Origin of the sequence: Chryseobacterium lacus (assembly GCF_003336205.1) — a bacterium.
GTDB classification, from domain to species: Bacteria; Bacteroidota; Bacteroidia; order Flavobacteriales; family Weeksellaceae; genus Chryseobacterium_A; species Chryseobacterium_A lacus.
In genome coordinates this window covers 19,668-33,969 of the sequence record NZ_QPIE01000007.1, presented here as the reverse complement: position 1 = coordinate 33,969, position 14,302 = coordinate 19,668, and the positions used below count along the sequence as shown (strand labels likewise).

12 protein-coding genes and 1 tRNA gene are annotated in these 14,302 nt (G+C 40.2%); 6 read left to right on the top strand and 7 right to left on the bottom strand.

Annotation, left to right across the window (positions count from 1 at the left end; all coding sequences use genetic code 11):
• Position 1: 1 nt before the first annotated feature.
• The 4 genes from DQ356_RS09720 to DQ356_RS09705 all read right to left on the bottom strand — a co-directional run bounded on the left by DQ356_RS09720 (position 2) and on the right by DQ356_RS09705 (position 6,635).
• Positions 2-2,233: a redoxin domain-containing protein gene (locus tag DQ356_RS09720; RefSeq protein ID WP_114304304.1), complete on the bottom strand. Its 2,232-nt coding sequence runs from the start codon at positions 2,231-2,233 to the stop codon at positions 2-4.
• A gap of 1 nt (position 2,234) precedes the next feature.
• Positions 2,235-3,140, bottom strand: coding sequence for an ABC transporter ATP-binding protein (locus DQ356_RS09715; protein ID WP_114304303.1), 906 nt, complete (start codon positions 3,138-3,140; stop codon positions 2,235-2,237).
• 69 nt (positions 3,141-3,209) lie between these two features.
• On the bottom strand, positions 3,210-5,306 hold the full coding sequence (locus DQ356_RS09710; RefSeq protein ID WP_114304302.1) for a M13 family metallopeptidase: 2,097 nt from the start codon (positions 5,304-5,306) through the stop codon (positions 3,210-3,212).
• Positions 5,307-5,372: 66 nt separating this feature from the next.
• Positions 5,373-6,635, bottom strand: coding sequence for a CinA family nicotinamide mononucleotide deamidase-related protein (locus tag DQ356_RS09705; protein ID WP_114304301.1), 1,263 nt, complete (start codon positions 6,633-6,635; stop codon positions 5,373-5,375).
• A 141-nt stretch (positions 6,636-6,776) separates the two neighbouring features.
• Between DQ356_RS09705 and DQ356_RS09700 the strand changes: the two genes are divergently transcribed.
• Positions 6,777-7,157 carry a SpoIIAA family protein gene (locus tag DQ356_RS09700; RefSeq protein WP_114304300.1) on the top strand — a complete coding sequence of 127 codons (381 nt, stop codon included), beginning with the start codon at positions 6,777-6,779 and terminating at the stop codon, positions 7,155-7,157.
• 17 nt (positions 7,158-7,174) lie between these two features.
• A complete protein-coding gene (locus DQ356_RS09695) occupies positions 7,175-7,681 on the top strand; it encodes a pyridoxamine 5'-phosphate oxidase family protein (RefSeq protein WP_114304299.1) in 507 nt (168 codons plus the stop codon).
• 100 nt (positions 7,682-7,781) lie between these two features.
• Here DQ356_RS09695 and DQ356_RS09690 read toward each other — a convergent pair whose 3' ends face one another.
• The 3 genes from DQ356_RS09690 to DQ356_RS09680 all read right to left on the bottom strand — a co-directional run bounded on the left by DQ356_RS09690 (position 7,782) and on the right by DQ356_RS09680 (position 10,137).
• Complete coding sequence (locus DQ356_RS09690; protein WP_114304298.1) at positions 7,782-8,618, bottom strand: dienelactone hydrolase family protein; 837 nt, start codon at positions 8,616-8,618, stop codon at positions 7,782-7,784.
• A 75-nt stretch (positions 8,619-8,693) separates the two neighbouring features.
• The gene (lipA, locus tag DQ356_RS09685; RefSeq protein ID WP_114304297.1) at positions 8,694-9,566 is read right to left on the bottom strand and encodes a lipoyl synthase; all 873 of its coding nucleotides are present in this window, start codon (positions 9,564-9,566) and stop codon (positions 8,694-8,696) included.
• A gap of 28 nt (positions 9,567-9,594) precedes the next feature.
• A complete protein-coding gene (locus tag DQ356_RS09680; protein WP_114304296.1) occupies positions 9,595-10,137 on the bottom strand; it encodes an RNA polymerase sigma factor in 543 nt (180 codons plus the stop codon).
• 162 nt (positions 10,138-10,299) lie between these two features.
• Between DQ356_RS09680 and DQ356_RS09675 the strand changes: the two genes are divergently transcribed.
• From DQ356_RS09675 to DQ356_RS09660, 4 genes are all read left to right on the top strand, one after another.
• Positions 10,300-10,381: transfer RNA gene (locus tag DQ356_RS09675), tRNA-Leu, on the top strand.
• Positions 10,382-10,811: 430 nt separating this feature from the next.
• A complete protein-coding gene (locus DQ356_RS09670; RefSeq protein WP_114304295.1) occupies positions 10,812-12,257 on the top strand; it encodes an amino acid permease in 1,446 nt (481 codons plus the stop codon).
• Between the two features lie 132 nt (positions 12,258-12,389).
• A complete protein-coding gene (gene hemN / locus DQ356_RS09665) occupies positions 12,390-13,751 on the top strand; it encodes an oxygen-independent coproporphyrinogen III oxidase (protein WP_114304294.1) in 1,362 nt (453 codons plus the stop codon).
• 149 nt (positions 13,752-13,900) lie between these two features.
• On the top strand, positions 13,901-14,290 hold the full coding sequence (locus DQ356_RS09660; protein ID WP_114304293.1) for a hypothetical protein: 390 nt from the start codon (positions 13,901-13,903) through the stop codon (positions 14,288-14,290).
• Positions 14,291-14,302 lie beyond the last annotated feature (12 nt).

Genomic DNA, 14,302 nt, shown 5'->3' with positions numbered 1-14,302 from the left:
ATTAAAATATCATGTTAAAATTAAATCGAGTTCCTGACACTTCATCTAAGATTTCTTGGAAAGCAGTTTCGCCGGGTCTTGGCATATCGGCATTGTAAATTTTTCCTTCAGGATCAATCATCATAAACCTCGGAATACTCTGTACGCCGATAGAATTGAGAGCCTTGTTATCCTTGAGCCACCATTGGGTCACATCCGATTTATTATTTTTGATGCCCAGTTTCCATTTATTTTTATCTTCATCTATACTGGCCGCCAAGAAGACAATATTATTATAAAAGGCGTATTCTTTTGCCCTGTATTCAAAAACAGGCGAGGTTTCCTTGCACGGTGCGCACCATGTTGCCCAAAAATCAATGACGACATATTTGCCTTTGAATTCTTCAAGATTTACTGTTTTTCCATCTTCATTTTCAAACTGAAATACTGGAAATGGCTTCCCTTTTTGCTGATTATTAATGACAACCAATTGTCGGTTGACATGGTCTCTGTATCGGGAATCCATGAACTGGCCGGACTTTTCTTCGTATAAGCTGTTTCGTTTTTCTTCGTCGTTAGTGATTTTTAATATTTTAAGCAACTGAAAAGACAGCAATCGGTCTTTCTCGATACTTCTTGGTAAAGCAGAAAGTTTTGCGAAAATAATACTGTCCGGATTTTTTGTTCCTTCCTTTGGAAGCAATGATTTCAGTCGGAAAGCTTTATATTCATCGGTCGTCATCAGAAGTTCTGCAGGTTTTTTGATGGAGGTTTCCAATTCTTTTTTAAAGTCTGCAGGAATCTGAAATTCTTTGTCTGTGAAAGAAGTCATCATCTGATAATCATGCAGCGCACCGAGCATTTTCACCGCACCTTGCTGCATTTTGAAATTCTTAAAATCTTCCCCGAAATGAATATTTTCTTTTGTTCTGAATTTTGAAAGATCTTTTTTCAGGGTCTCCCATTCTTTTTTTGCTTCCCGGTAAAACGCCTTCGGTTCATCGGCTAACTCTTTATTTTGCACTGTCCTGTTATAAAAAGAGGAATACGTATTGGAATTGGTGTCCAGATATTCCATTTCTGCTTTTCTGGTTCCTTTTCGTAAAACATCAAAATTCCGGTCATCTTTCTTAATTTCAAACTGCAGATGATCACCTTTAGACAAAACGATAGGGATAAATCTTTTTTCAACATCAATAATATAATTGGAAAAAGGAACAGATTCTTTGGTTTCCCAGCGAAAGGTATTGTTCACCACGGGAATCACTGCAATATTATTTTGGAGTTCCTGATCCATCAGGTAAATTTCCTTCACCGGTTTATCTGTTTGCAAAGTACCTTCGATAATGGTAATATTCTCCAGTTTCTGTGGATACATCGGTTTCGTCAGGAAAAAATAAATCAACACAAAAACAGCTAAAACGCCAACCGTTTTGGCGATGGTGGCTGCATTTTTAAAAAAAGCGTTTTTCAGTCCGCGATTTCTATAATACTGATAACCAATGATAAAAAAGAACACCGCCCAAAATATACTCAGCAGATCAGAATAATTGAAGAAACGGTTCAGTACCGCAGAGTTGGTAAAATGCAAACTGGTATCCAGATTATTATACACCAGAAAATCGTATGTTTCCTGTCGGATTCTTGCAACAACATTCACCACAAAGCCCACGAAACCAATGACAAACGGCCAGATAAAACCCGGGATCATCACGGAAAGCATCAGCTGAAACGAAATGATTCCCAACACCATCACAAAAACCCTGATGAAAGTTCTGAGAATGAATAAAATATCGATATCGAAATGTAATTTTTCGCGTGGGAAAATCGCAAGATCAATATAAGAAATCAAAATGCTGAACAGAAAAAAAAGAACAATAGAAATGAAACTGAGCAGCACTACTGCCAGAAATTTCGCACCATAAATACTGAATTTACTCAGCGGTTGGGTTTCCATAAAAACCCAACCGTTGTTTTTATGATCCGTTTGTGTCACCCTGGCTGCAACAATAATAATGAAAAGAAGCAGGAAGAAACCAACATACGAACTGAGTCCGTTTTCGATAAAAAGCCTTGGATAGGAATTCGCAGCACCTTCGAAATCTCTGGATTCTTCAAGAAAGATATGGGTAACGAACATTAAAAGTGGCAAAATTGCCGCAATGGCAATTCCGAAGGTGAGCAGTCCCAATCCTTTTATTTTAAGCCATTCTGCACGAAAAGCTGTCGCTAAAAACTGTAATTCTTTTTTCATGTTAGTTTTGTTTTGTAAGTTCCATAAACCATTCTTCTAGGCCGCCGCCTGCACTGATCTGATAAACACCGGCACCTTTTTCTGTAAGTATTTTGTTGATCCTGGCAACCTCTTCAGTAGATTGTGTCACCACCGAAATTTCGGTTGTAGATTTCAGTTCTGCATCATAATCAGCGTTCAAAAATTCAATAAATTCCGCAGCATTATTCATGAAAAATTTCGTTTTTTGAAACTTGTATAATTCTTTCAATTCTTCTTTGCTGCCTTGAAATTTAATTTCCCCATCAGCAATTACGGCCAGATGCGTCACCATTTTATCAATTTCCTGCAGAAGATGGCTGGAAATAAAAATCGTAACCCCGTGCTGTTGATTCAGCTGAATGAGCAGCTCTCTTATTTCCACCATACCGCCAGGATCCAGACCGTTGACAGGTTCGTCCAGAACCAATAATTCGGGATTGCTGATGAGCGCCAAAGCAATGGCCAACCGCTGTTTCATTCCCAGAGAATACCGCCTCATTTTCATTTTTGCCGCTTTTGAAAGTCCCACCAGCGACAGCACTTCTTCGATTTTACTCTCGTCCAGTCCGCGAATGGTGCATACAATTTTCAGGTTGTCATAACCCGATAAGTGATCATAAAATGCCGGATAATCGATCAGCGAACCTATCCGGTGAAGGCCTTCAGGATAGATGTTAGAAACCGTTTCTCCAAATACTTTTACGGAGTTCTCGGGATCGTTAAATAATCCCATCACCAGACGCATCGTGGTGGATTTACCGGCTCCGTTGGCTCCGAGAAATCCATAGATGGATCCTTTGGGAATGTTCATATTCACATTTTTCAGAATCGGTTTCCCCGGCTGGAAACCAAAATTAAGATTCCGTATTTCAATTGTATTTTCCATGATTATTAATTTTAAAATAAATAAAAACCCCGTTCATAGATTATGAAAGGGGTTTAGATGATGTTTTTTCTACCAGATGGAAATTCTTTCCTCAGGTTTTTTGTACATCGCATCGCCGGGTTGGGTATTAAAAGCATCGTGGAAAGCATCAATATTTAACAGCGGCGCGAAAGCCCTGTAATAACCGGGAGAATGAGGATCAGTTTTCACTTGATTTTGAACATACTGATCCGTAGATTTCGTTCTCCAGACCGTTGCCCAACTCATAAAGAAACGCTGGTCTTGAGAAAACCCACTGATCCGGCCCGGATTGCCATGATCTTTCAGGTACATTTGTAAGGCTTCGTACGCCACGGCAACACCGCCTAAGTCGCCGATATTTTCACCGCTCGTAAATTTACCGTTAACAAAAGAACCTTTCACAGGCTCATACTGATCGTATTGTGCCGCTAGTTGCGATACTTTTGCATCGAAATTCTTGCGGTCAGCATCCGTCCACCAGTTTTGCAGATTGCCGTCGCCGTCAAATCTGGAACCGCCATCGTCGAAACCATGCGAAATTTCGTGGCCAATTACCGCTCCTATTCCACCGAAATTAACGGCAGGATCTGCTTTAAAATTGAAAAAAGGCGGCTGAAGAATGGCGGCAGGAAATACAATTTCATTGTTTGAAGAACTGTAATACGCATTGACGGTTTGAGGCGACATGGCCCATTCTTTTTTATCTACAGGCTGTCCTATCTTTGCGAGATTCCGCTGATAATGCCAGGCCGTTAAGTTCTCCATATTCTGATATAATGTTCCACCGCTTTTTGGCGATTCCATCACCAGCTTGGAATAATCCCTCCACTGATCCGGATAGGCAATTTTCACATTAAATTTAGACAGTTTTTCCTGAGCTTTTACTTTAGTTTCGGGCGACATCCAGTCAAGCTGATCAATTCTTGCTGAAAATGCTTTTCTGAGATAGTTGATGTACGTTTCCATCTGAGCTTTCGCTTCGGGTGAGAAATTTTCCTCTACATACAACTTCCCGAATGCTTCTCCCAAAACACTGTTGATCATTTGCAGGCCTCGTTTGTCCATCGGCCGCTGCTCTTGTTGTCCTTGTAAGTATTTGGAATAAAAATCAAACTGCAGGTCGTCCATCTTTTTATCCAGATTGCCCAGATTTCCTCTCAGCAGATGAAACTTCATATAGTCTTTCAGCAAAGGAAGATTTTTGGAATTGATGAACGAATCCATATTCTGATAATATTTCAGTTCACCAATAATCACGCGGTCTGTAGCAACTCCTGCGGATTTTAAGTAGGCCGGAAGGTTGATGTTTTTCACAAGAGCCGGAAGTTCGCTCACATTTTTAGGGTTATACCGAAGATTGGCATCCCTTCCCTGCTCGTTGGTAAGAAGGTAATTGGCGAGTTCTTTTTCAAATTTCACCAACTGCGAGGCGGTGTTTCCGGCATTTTTATAACCTAAAGCCTGATATAATTTCGTAGCGAATCCGGTATATTCTGCCAGGGTTTTGGTATTGGCTTCATTAACTTTCTGATAATAATCTTTCCCTAATCCTAAGGAAGGTCCGTTCAGGTAAACCGCATTCATCACGGAGTTTTTCAGGTCTGCACCCACTCTCCATGAATAGAAAGGATTGTTGCCTTTTCGGGTGGCTCCGTTCAAATAATTTTGCAAATCAGAAATTGATTTAATGGCGTCTATTTTAGCCAAATCGGCCTTAACTGGGGAGAGTCCTTCAGCATTTCGTTTGTTCCAATCCATGAAAGTACCGTACAAGTTCTGGATTTTCTGTCCTTCTGTTCCTTCGTCATAGTTTTTGGAAAGAATGGCATTGAGAATATTGAGCGATGCATTGTCGGTATCTTCCCGAAGTTTGTTGAAGGAACCCCACGAAGCGCGGTCCGAAGGAATGTTGGTGGTTTTGTACCAGTTGCCATTTACATAACTGAAAAAATCATCTTGCGGACGAACAGTAGTGTCCATATACTCAAGGTTCAGTCCATGTTCAGGCATTGTGGAGTTAATTTCCTGTTTCACGATTTTTTCAGGTTTTTCTGCAGGCGTTTCTGCAACTTTATTTTTCACGGTGCACGAATGGAAAAACACGATGCCGGAAAGTGCGAGAATGCTGATGATACTTTTTTTCATTTCTAAATAATTGTTGAATATCTATATTGGTTGCTTATCAAGTCTTAAAGTTACAAAAATATTGAATTACTCTTCCCTTTTTTCAGGATGAACAAGCAGTTCGGCCAGTTTCTGAAGAACTCGCTGGGAAACGAAATTCATGAAATCGTTCCGGTCCAGATGCGGAAGAAAAAGTTTTAGGGTATATTCTTTTTCATCAATCCGAATAGAATAAAATACCATTCCCACTTCATTTCCAAATTCATCCGACGACGGACCCGCTACACCGGTAGTGGCGACTGCAATATTGGTTTTGAAGAGCTTTTGGCAACCCAGACTCATTTCCTGCGCTATTTCTTGGGAAACCGTTGTTTTTTGCCGGATGGTATTTTCGGACACACCTAAAATTTCAATTTTTTTCCTGGCATCATAAGCAATAATTCCTCCTGAAAAATAGCCGGAACTTCCGCTGCAGGAAGTCAGTAACCGTGCGATTCCGCCGCCTGTACAGCTTTCTGCAGAAGATATGGTAAGGTTCTTAGTTAAGAGTATTTCTTTTACAATATCTTGAATTTCATTTCCATTAAATGAAAGAATATGCCCTGTAATGTAAGGTTTCAACTTCTGAACCTGTTCTTCCAGTTCATTTTCCAATTGTATTCTATCATCGCTGCTGCCGCTGATTCTCAGCTTAATACGGTTTCCAATGGGAAGATAAGAAAGACTGAGATGATCCGGAAGTTCGCTTTCCCATTGCTGAATGGTGTCTGAGAGCAGACTTTCCGGAATTCCTACAACGGAAACGACACGCGTAAGAAGATGCCCCAATTGGAAATTTCGCATGAGCCAAGGAATTACTTTATGACTGAACAGCGGTTTCATTTCATAAGGAACCCCGGGAAGGAAAATAGCTGTTTTCCCATTTTCTGAAACCATTTGGCCTGGAGCTGTTCCGTTATCGTTCTGGAAAATAACCGCTTTGGACAACACTTCAGCCTGACTTCGGTTGAGATCCAGCAATCGGGTTCGTTTTCTTTTTATAAAAAGTCTTTCCAGATGGTCGTAGGTTTCCTGATGAAAAATAATCTCGTCATTGAAAAATTCTTTAAAGGCTTTTTTGGTTACATCATCATTTGTAGGCCCCAATCCGCCGGTACTGATCACCAGATTTCCCATTTCAAAACCCAGCTTCAGTGCCGATTTGATGGACTCTACCTCATCCGATACTGTCAAAATCTGTTTCACCGGAATACCGATTTCCTTCAGTTGGGCAGCCATAAAATTCGAGTTGGTATCAATCGTATTTCCGGACAGGATTTCATCGCCGATGATGATGAGTACTGCTTGCATGCTATCTTTTTTTCTTTGGAAAGGTACATCTTTGCACGTCAATTGCAAGCAGAATTCCTTGAAAAATTATATAATACAAGTGACGGAATCGTATAATGAGAAAAAGGTCTCATGCTGTATTTTTGTAAAAACAACTTTGAAATGATAACAGTAATTCCCGATACTCCCGATCATGTGGCAGCTTTCAAAGCGTCAGGAGAAGTAACAAAAGAAGATTTTGAAAACCTCGTTCTGCCTCATGTGGAAGCTAAAGCGAATGCTTTTGATGAACTGAATTATCTTTTGCTTCTAAACACCGATGTGGATAATTTCACTTTCGGAGCATGGATTCAGGATCTGCTTTTAGGCCTGAAAAATCTCACCAAATGGAATCGTATCGCTATTGTGACGGATCAAAAAGGAGTTCAGAATTTTACGGATATTTTCAGTGTCCTGATGCCGGGTGAAGTAAAATCATATCCTTGCAGCGACCTTGCCAATGCCTTATTTTGGTGCGCCAACGGAAATGAAAAAGATGATTAACCAAAAAAAATAGAAATATGTCTACAGAAAATTTAACCGATACGGAAGCGGTCAAGAAACTAAAGGAACTTTCCGAAAGAGCTGGCGTGTGTATGTTCTGCACGGAACTTACTTCCCTGCCCAACAATGCGCGGCCGATGGCACTTCAGGAATGTGATGCACAGGGAAATCTTTGGTTTTTGAGCAGCGAGAGCAGCAACAAGAATTTTGAAATACGGGAAGATCGCCGTGTACAATTGTATTTCATCAACAAAGGAGATTCCGAATTTTTATCCATTTACGGGAAAGCGTATATTTATGGAGACCGCGATACCATTGAAGAGCAATGGACTCCGATGGCGAATGCATGGTTCGACGGAAAAGATGATCCTCTAATTTCCATCATACGTGTAGCGCCGGAAAACGCCTATTATTGGGATACAAAAGCCGGAAAATTGGTTTCCCTCATTAGTTTTGTGACGGCAGCCATTACCGGAAATAAAACCGATAACAGCGATGGCGTGGAAGGCAACCTGAAAGTATAAATTTTTTTTTCACTTTTCGGTTTTAAAACCATTTCTTAATAAAAAAACCCCGAATTTTTCATTGAAATTCGGGGTTTTGTTTTCTCTATTTTGTTACGGTTTATTTGAAGATCTCCTCCAGGAATTTTTTCATTTCATTCCAGGATTTTTCGTCAGCTTCTTTATTGTAGGCAATATCCAGACCGTGTTTTTTGCCGATTTCTGTAGCTTTCGGGTTGGTGAACGCATGTTTGGCATCAGGATAATCGATGAACGTATATTTGATTTTTGCGCTATCCATTTCTTTTTTAAATGAAGCAATCTCTTCCTGAGATACCATTTCATCGGCAGCGCCATTCAACACAAGATATTGTACCGATTTATTCTTGGCGCGAATTCCGGTGCTCAAGTTTCCGTGAAAACTCACCACGCCTTTGAAATCATCGGAAATACGACCCATATTCAGAGCCTGGGCTCCGCCGAAACAATAACCGATAATGGCCATTTTATTGTAATCTGCCTTATCTACCAGACTCACCTGATGTTTTGCGGCATCAAACATCCTTCGGGCATCAATCGGAATTTCGTAAAAATGTGAAGCCAGTTTTTTAGCTTCTTCAGGTGTATCCACCACTTTCTGATCACCGTAATAATCTACACCTACTGCATAATATCCTAATTCCGCTAGCTGATGAACTCTGTTTTTCACATAATCATTCAGTCCCCACCATTCGGGAAGCACGAAAACCACGGGAAGCGGCCCTTCCAGATCCGGATTATACGCAGCGTAAGAGCGATGGGTAATGCCATTAATTTCTGTTTTCAATTCATCCGTTGTGAGGTTTCCGCTTTTGGTTTGCGTAACGGCACTGTTTTCCTGATCTGAAACTGTTTTTTCTTTACAGCTTACGACTCCCAAAGAAAGCAACGCCAATAATGCGAGGGTTTTGAATTTCATATTTTATTCGTTTTTATAATGAAAGGATAAAGATAAATTATTTTCTGAATTGGAGAACTCCGCTTCCCTGCGTCATCAGTGAATATGTTTTTCAGCATGATAAGAACTTCTCACCAAAGGCGAACTTTCCACATGACGGAAACCAAGACTTCTGGCAAAAGCACCGTATTCATCAAATTCTTCCGGGGTAACGAATCTTTTTACAGGCAGGTGTTTTTTGGTAGGCTGCAGATACTGGCCTAAAGTAATCACGTCCACATTAGCATTCCTCACATCTTCGATGGCCTGGAAAACTTCCGATTTCTCTTCACCCAGTCCCAACATAATTCCGGTTTTGGTGCGGTTTTGTCCCGCTTCTTTGAGATAACGCAACACCTCCAGGCTCCGTTCGTATTTGGCCTGAATGCGCACTTCACGCGTCAGCCTTTTTACGGTTTCCATATTGTGAGAAATCACTTCCGGTGCTACTTCCAGAATTCTGTCCAGATGTTTGTGAATTCCCTGAAAATCGGGAATCAGTGTTTCCATCGTCGTTCCCGGAGAAATTCTGCGCACGGCATTCACAGTTTCCGCCCACAGGATTGATCCCATATCTTTCAAATCGTCCCGATCCACAGAAGTGAGTACCGCATGTTTTATTTTCATTAATTTAATGGAACGTGCCACTTTTTCAGGCTCATCCCAATTCACTTCCAGAGGTTTTCCCGTTTTCACTCCACAAAATCCGCAGCTTCGGGTGCAGATATTTCCCAGAATCATAAACGTGGCTGTACCTTCACCCCAACATTCTCCCATATTCGGGCAACTTCCGCTCTGGCAAATGGTGTTGAGTTTATATTTATCTACCAAAGTGCGGAGTTCGCGGTAATTCTTTCCGGTAGGAAGTTTTACGCGGATCCATTTGGGTTTCTGTACGGCAGTATCGGTACTTAAGGTTGGGTTTTCCATATGATAAACTGTCAGCAGACAGCGGTTTTTATTCTTTTAAAAGTTCTGCAAGTAATTTTTTGGCGCGCATAATGCGCACTTTGGTATTGGAAACCGACAGCTGCATTTCTTCTGCGATCTCTTTAATGCTTTTTTCCTCAAAAAAACGAAGACGGATAATCTCTTGATTTTTGGTGTCCATACTTTCGATGATTTTAAGGATTTTCTCCTGTTCTTCTTCCGAAATCATCAACTCTTCCGGCGATTGTGCGAACTGATTTCTGAAATGGTGAATTTCATCTGTCGGATCTTCGTTATCGCGGCTTTTCTTTCTCCAAAAATCAATTACTGTATTCTGTGCAATGGTGAGCATCCAGGTTTTAAACTGAAAAGCCGGATCATACAAATCCAGTTTATTGAGGATTTTCGAGAAAACACTGACGGTAATTTCATCTGCATCATTCTCATCCCTCACCTTATGAAGCACAAAAGTGAACACATCCACCCAGAACAGGTTGATCAGTTGCGTTTGTGCTTTCTGGTTTTTTTCCTTGGCCAGCTGGATCAACGATAAGAGGGATTCGTCTTTCATTTTCTTCCACAAAATTAAGAAATTATCAAGCGATAAAAAAATAATGCTCAGATACAGCCTTTAAGGTGGATAATCCAGCATTGAACTAAAAAAAACTTCAGTTATGGTTTGCCGTTTCCGCTGATTTCCTATATTTGCAACTCTAAATTTCAACCTCACAATGCCCGGATGGTGAAATTGGTAGACACGCTCGTTTCAGGTGCGAGTGCTGAAAGGCTTGCAGGTTCGAGTCCTGTTCCGGGCACTATTTTGAAAACCGTTTCGTTGGGAACGGTTTTTTTATGTGTAATGGAATTATTTGTTGAGAATTTATCTGAAAAATCATTTTTTAACTGGTCAGTTCTTTAATTTTTAATTTATTTCATCAGATCTTCAGTAGTCTAATTGAACTTCCTAAATTTCCAACAGTTTTTGCTTTGATAATTTGTGAATCCACTCTCATGCAATATCTTAATCATTAGATACTGATTATCAATTTAATAAAAAAAACAATTTTGATATGTTACAAAATTAACAACACAATTATTGACTCTCTGTAAAACACTCCATTCTAATTACGGATGAAAATCAGTTGATTATCAAGGAAAGTGAAAGATAAATCACATTTTTATGGTTTGAAAATGTTAATAACCTATTAAATTTTATATTTTTGGAAATTAATAAAAAGATAAGCTATGTCAAATCTATGGAAAACGAAATCTTATGAAAGACTGATTGCCGAAGCAAGCGATGATGAGAAAGGATTAAAAAGAACCTTGTCAGCAGGAGCATTGATTGCATTAGGTATCGGGGCGATTATTGGAGCTGGATTATTTTCTCTCACCGGAATTGCAGCGGCAGAACATGCAGGACCTGCTGTTACAATTTCCTTCGTTGTCGCTGCTATAGGTTGCGCTTTCGCTGGATTATGTTATGCTGAATTTGCCTCCATGATTCCCGTTGCCGGAAGTGCCTACACCTATTCTTATGCAACAATGGGAGAATTTATGGCATGGATTATCGGCTGGGATTTGGTGTTGGAATACGCCCTTGGTGCAGCAACAGTAGGCGTTTCGTGGTCGAGATATTTTCTGGAATTATTAAATAAATTTGGAATTCATCTTCCTCCGGAGCTGATTTGTTCTCCGTGGGAAACCCTGAGATTGGGCGACGGAACGGTGATTGAAGGAGGAATTATCAACCTTCCTGCAGTGTTTATCGTTTCGCTGCTTTCTTTGGTTTTGATCCGCGGAATGAGAGAATCTTCCGGTATTAACAATATTTTGGTTATTTTGAAAGTAGCAGTAGTCATTGTTTTTATCGCGTTAGGTTGGGCTTACATGAATCCTGATAACCATATTCCTTATATCCCTGAAAATCAAGGTGAATTTGGAAAATTCGGATGGAGTGGAATTGCGATGGGTGCAGCGACGGTGTTCTTTGCGTTCATTGGTTTTGATGCAGTTTCTACTGCAGCACAGGAAACGAAAAATCCTCAAAAAGGAATGCCGATTGGGATTTTGGGATCACTCGTCATTTGTACTATTTTATATGTTCTTTTCTCCCACGTGATGACGGGCCTTTTGCCGTATCAGGAGTTTGCCAATGATGCGAAACCTGCTGCCACGGCCTTTGCACAAACACCGTATGGTTTCCTTCAAACCGCTCTTATTGTCGCTATTCTGGCAGGATATACATCGGTAATTCTCGTCATGTTGATGGGACAAAGCCGGGTTTTTTATTCAATGAGCCGCGACGGATTGCTTCCAAAATTCTTTGGTGAAGTTCATCCGAAATTCCGGACACCTTGGAAAACCAATATCTTTTTTCTGTTTTTTGTAAGTCTTTTTGCCGGTTTTGTGCCGATTTCAGATTTAGGCCACATGGTTTCCATCGGAACATTATTAGCCTTCGTTTTGGTAAGTATTGGCGTTTTGGTGATGAGGAAAACCCAGCCTAATGCACCGAGAGGTTTCCGTACACCTTGGGTTCCTTTTGTTCCCATTATGGGAGTTTTGGTCTGTGTTGGTTTAATGCTATCATTGCCGGGAGAAAGCTGGCTGCGACTATTGGCGTGGATGGCATTGGGCGTTTTGATTTATTTTGTCTACAGCAAGAAAAACAGCAAGTTAAATTCTTAAATTAAACGAAAAACTTCTTATTGAGAGATTTGTTTCAAAAATACAATCCGCTTCAGCAGAGGCGGATTTTTCATGATATATCGCATTCAGCAGGTAACGATTTACAGGAAAATAATTTCGTAATTTTGTAAAATGAATTCATCACTTGTAAACAAGTACAATATACCCGGCCCGCGATATACTTCTTATCCAACGGTGCCGTTTTGGGACGAATCCGGATTTTCTGCAGAAAAGTGGAAGCATTCCGTCATCAGATCATTTCAAGAAAGTAATGATGAAGAAGGCATCTCCCTTTATATTCACCTGCCTTTTTGTGAACAGCTCTGCACTTTTTGTGCCTGCCATAAACGCATAACCAAACAACATTCCGTAGAAACGCCCTATCTGGAAACTGTCCTGAAAGAATGGGATCTTTATCTGAAACTTTTTGAAAAAAAACCTAAAATAAAGGAATTGCATTTGGGTGGCGGAACACCGACTTTCTTCTCTCCAGCCAATCTTAAAATTCTTCTGGAAGGCATTTTTTCCAAATCAGAAATTGCTGAATATCCTGAATTTTCTTTTGAAGGACATCCCAACAACACGACGAAGGAACATCTTCAGACTCTTTACGATTTGGGATTCAGAAGATGCAGTTTTGGCGTTCAGGATTACGATCCTCAGGTTCAGAAAGCCATCAACAGAATTCAGCCTTTTGAAAATGTGGAACAAGTCACACGATGGGCTCGTGAAATAGGTTATACCAGTGTTTCACATGATCTCGTTTTTGGGTTGCCTTTCCATACCTGGGAGAAAATGGAATTTACAATCCGTAAAACATTGGAATTGAGGCCGGATCGTTTGGCTTTTTATTCCTACGCTCACGTTCCGTGGATAAAAGGAGTTGGGCAGCGCGGTTTTGATGAAAATGACCTTCCGAGTGGAGACGAAAAACGCAAACTTTACGAAAACGGCAAGGTTCTTCTGGAGCAATTGGGATATAAGGAAGTTGGGATGGATCATTTCGCGCTGGAACATGACGATCTTTATCAATCCATGATCAACGGAAAAATTCACCGTAATTTCATGGGATACACTTCCAGCAAAACTCAGCTGATGGTGGGATTGGGAATGAGTGCAATTTCCGATTCTTGGTATGCTTTTGCCCAAAATGAAAAAACGGTGGAAGCGTATCAAAAACGTGTAGAACAAGGAGAAATTCCCGTTATCAAAGGACATATTTTGAATAATGAAGATTTGATTATCCGGAAACATATTCTTAATCTGATGTGCCGATTAAGGACGACCTGGAACTCCGAAACCGTTTTTCCTGAACTTCCGCTTGCTTTGGGCGCTTTGAAGGAAATGGAAAATGACGGATTGGTAGAACTATCAGAAAACTCCATTACGATTACCGAACAAGGAAGGGCGTTCACGCGGAATGTGGCCATGACGTTCGACTTGAGAATGATGCGAAATCAGCCGGAAACCCGGATATTTTCAATGACAATTTAATAAAAAAGGCAAACCATAATTTTCATTTTAACATAAAAATAACAAAATAAGTCACTAAAAAGATGACAAATATCTTATTTTTACCCAAGAATTTAGTTTAATAAAAGACTTGTATTCATTAACTTAGATGTTTAGAATAAACTAAAACAATGAAAAAACTGTGGGCAATATTCTTCCTTCTCACTTTTCTGAATGCGCATACCGCTTTCGGAGAGGTGTTGAAATTGCCAATTCTTATTCATCATTATATTGAACATTCCGAACAGGATCAGGATGCTTCTATCATCCATTTTCTCGTAAAACATTATCAGGGAAATGCAGATCATCAGCATAAAAACAGCCATAGTGATCATGATAAACTGCCTTTTAAAACCATAGACGGACATCTCTATTCGGTGGTTTCTATTATTCCTCAAAATTACATAGAAATTTCCCGCCAAACTAAAATCATTTCCACTTTAAAAATTCCAGCCTGTCCTCAGGAAAATTACGCAAACGCTTCCTTAAAAAACATTTGGCAACCGCCGCGTTTTAGCTAATCATTTTTAAGC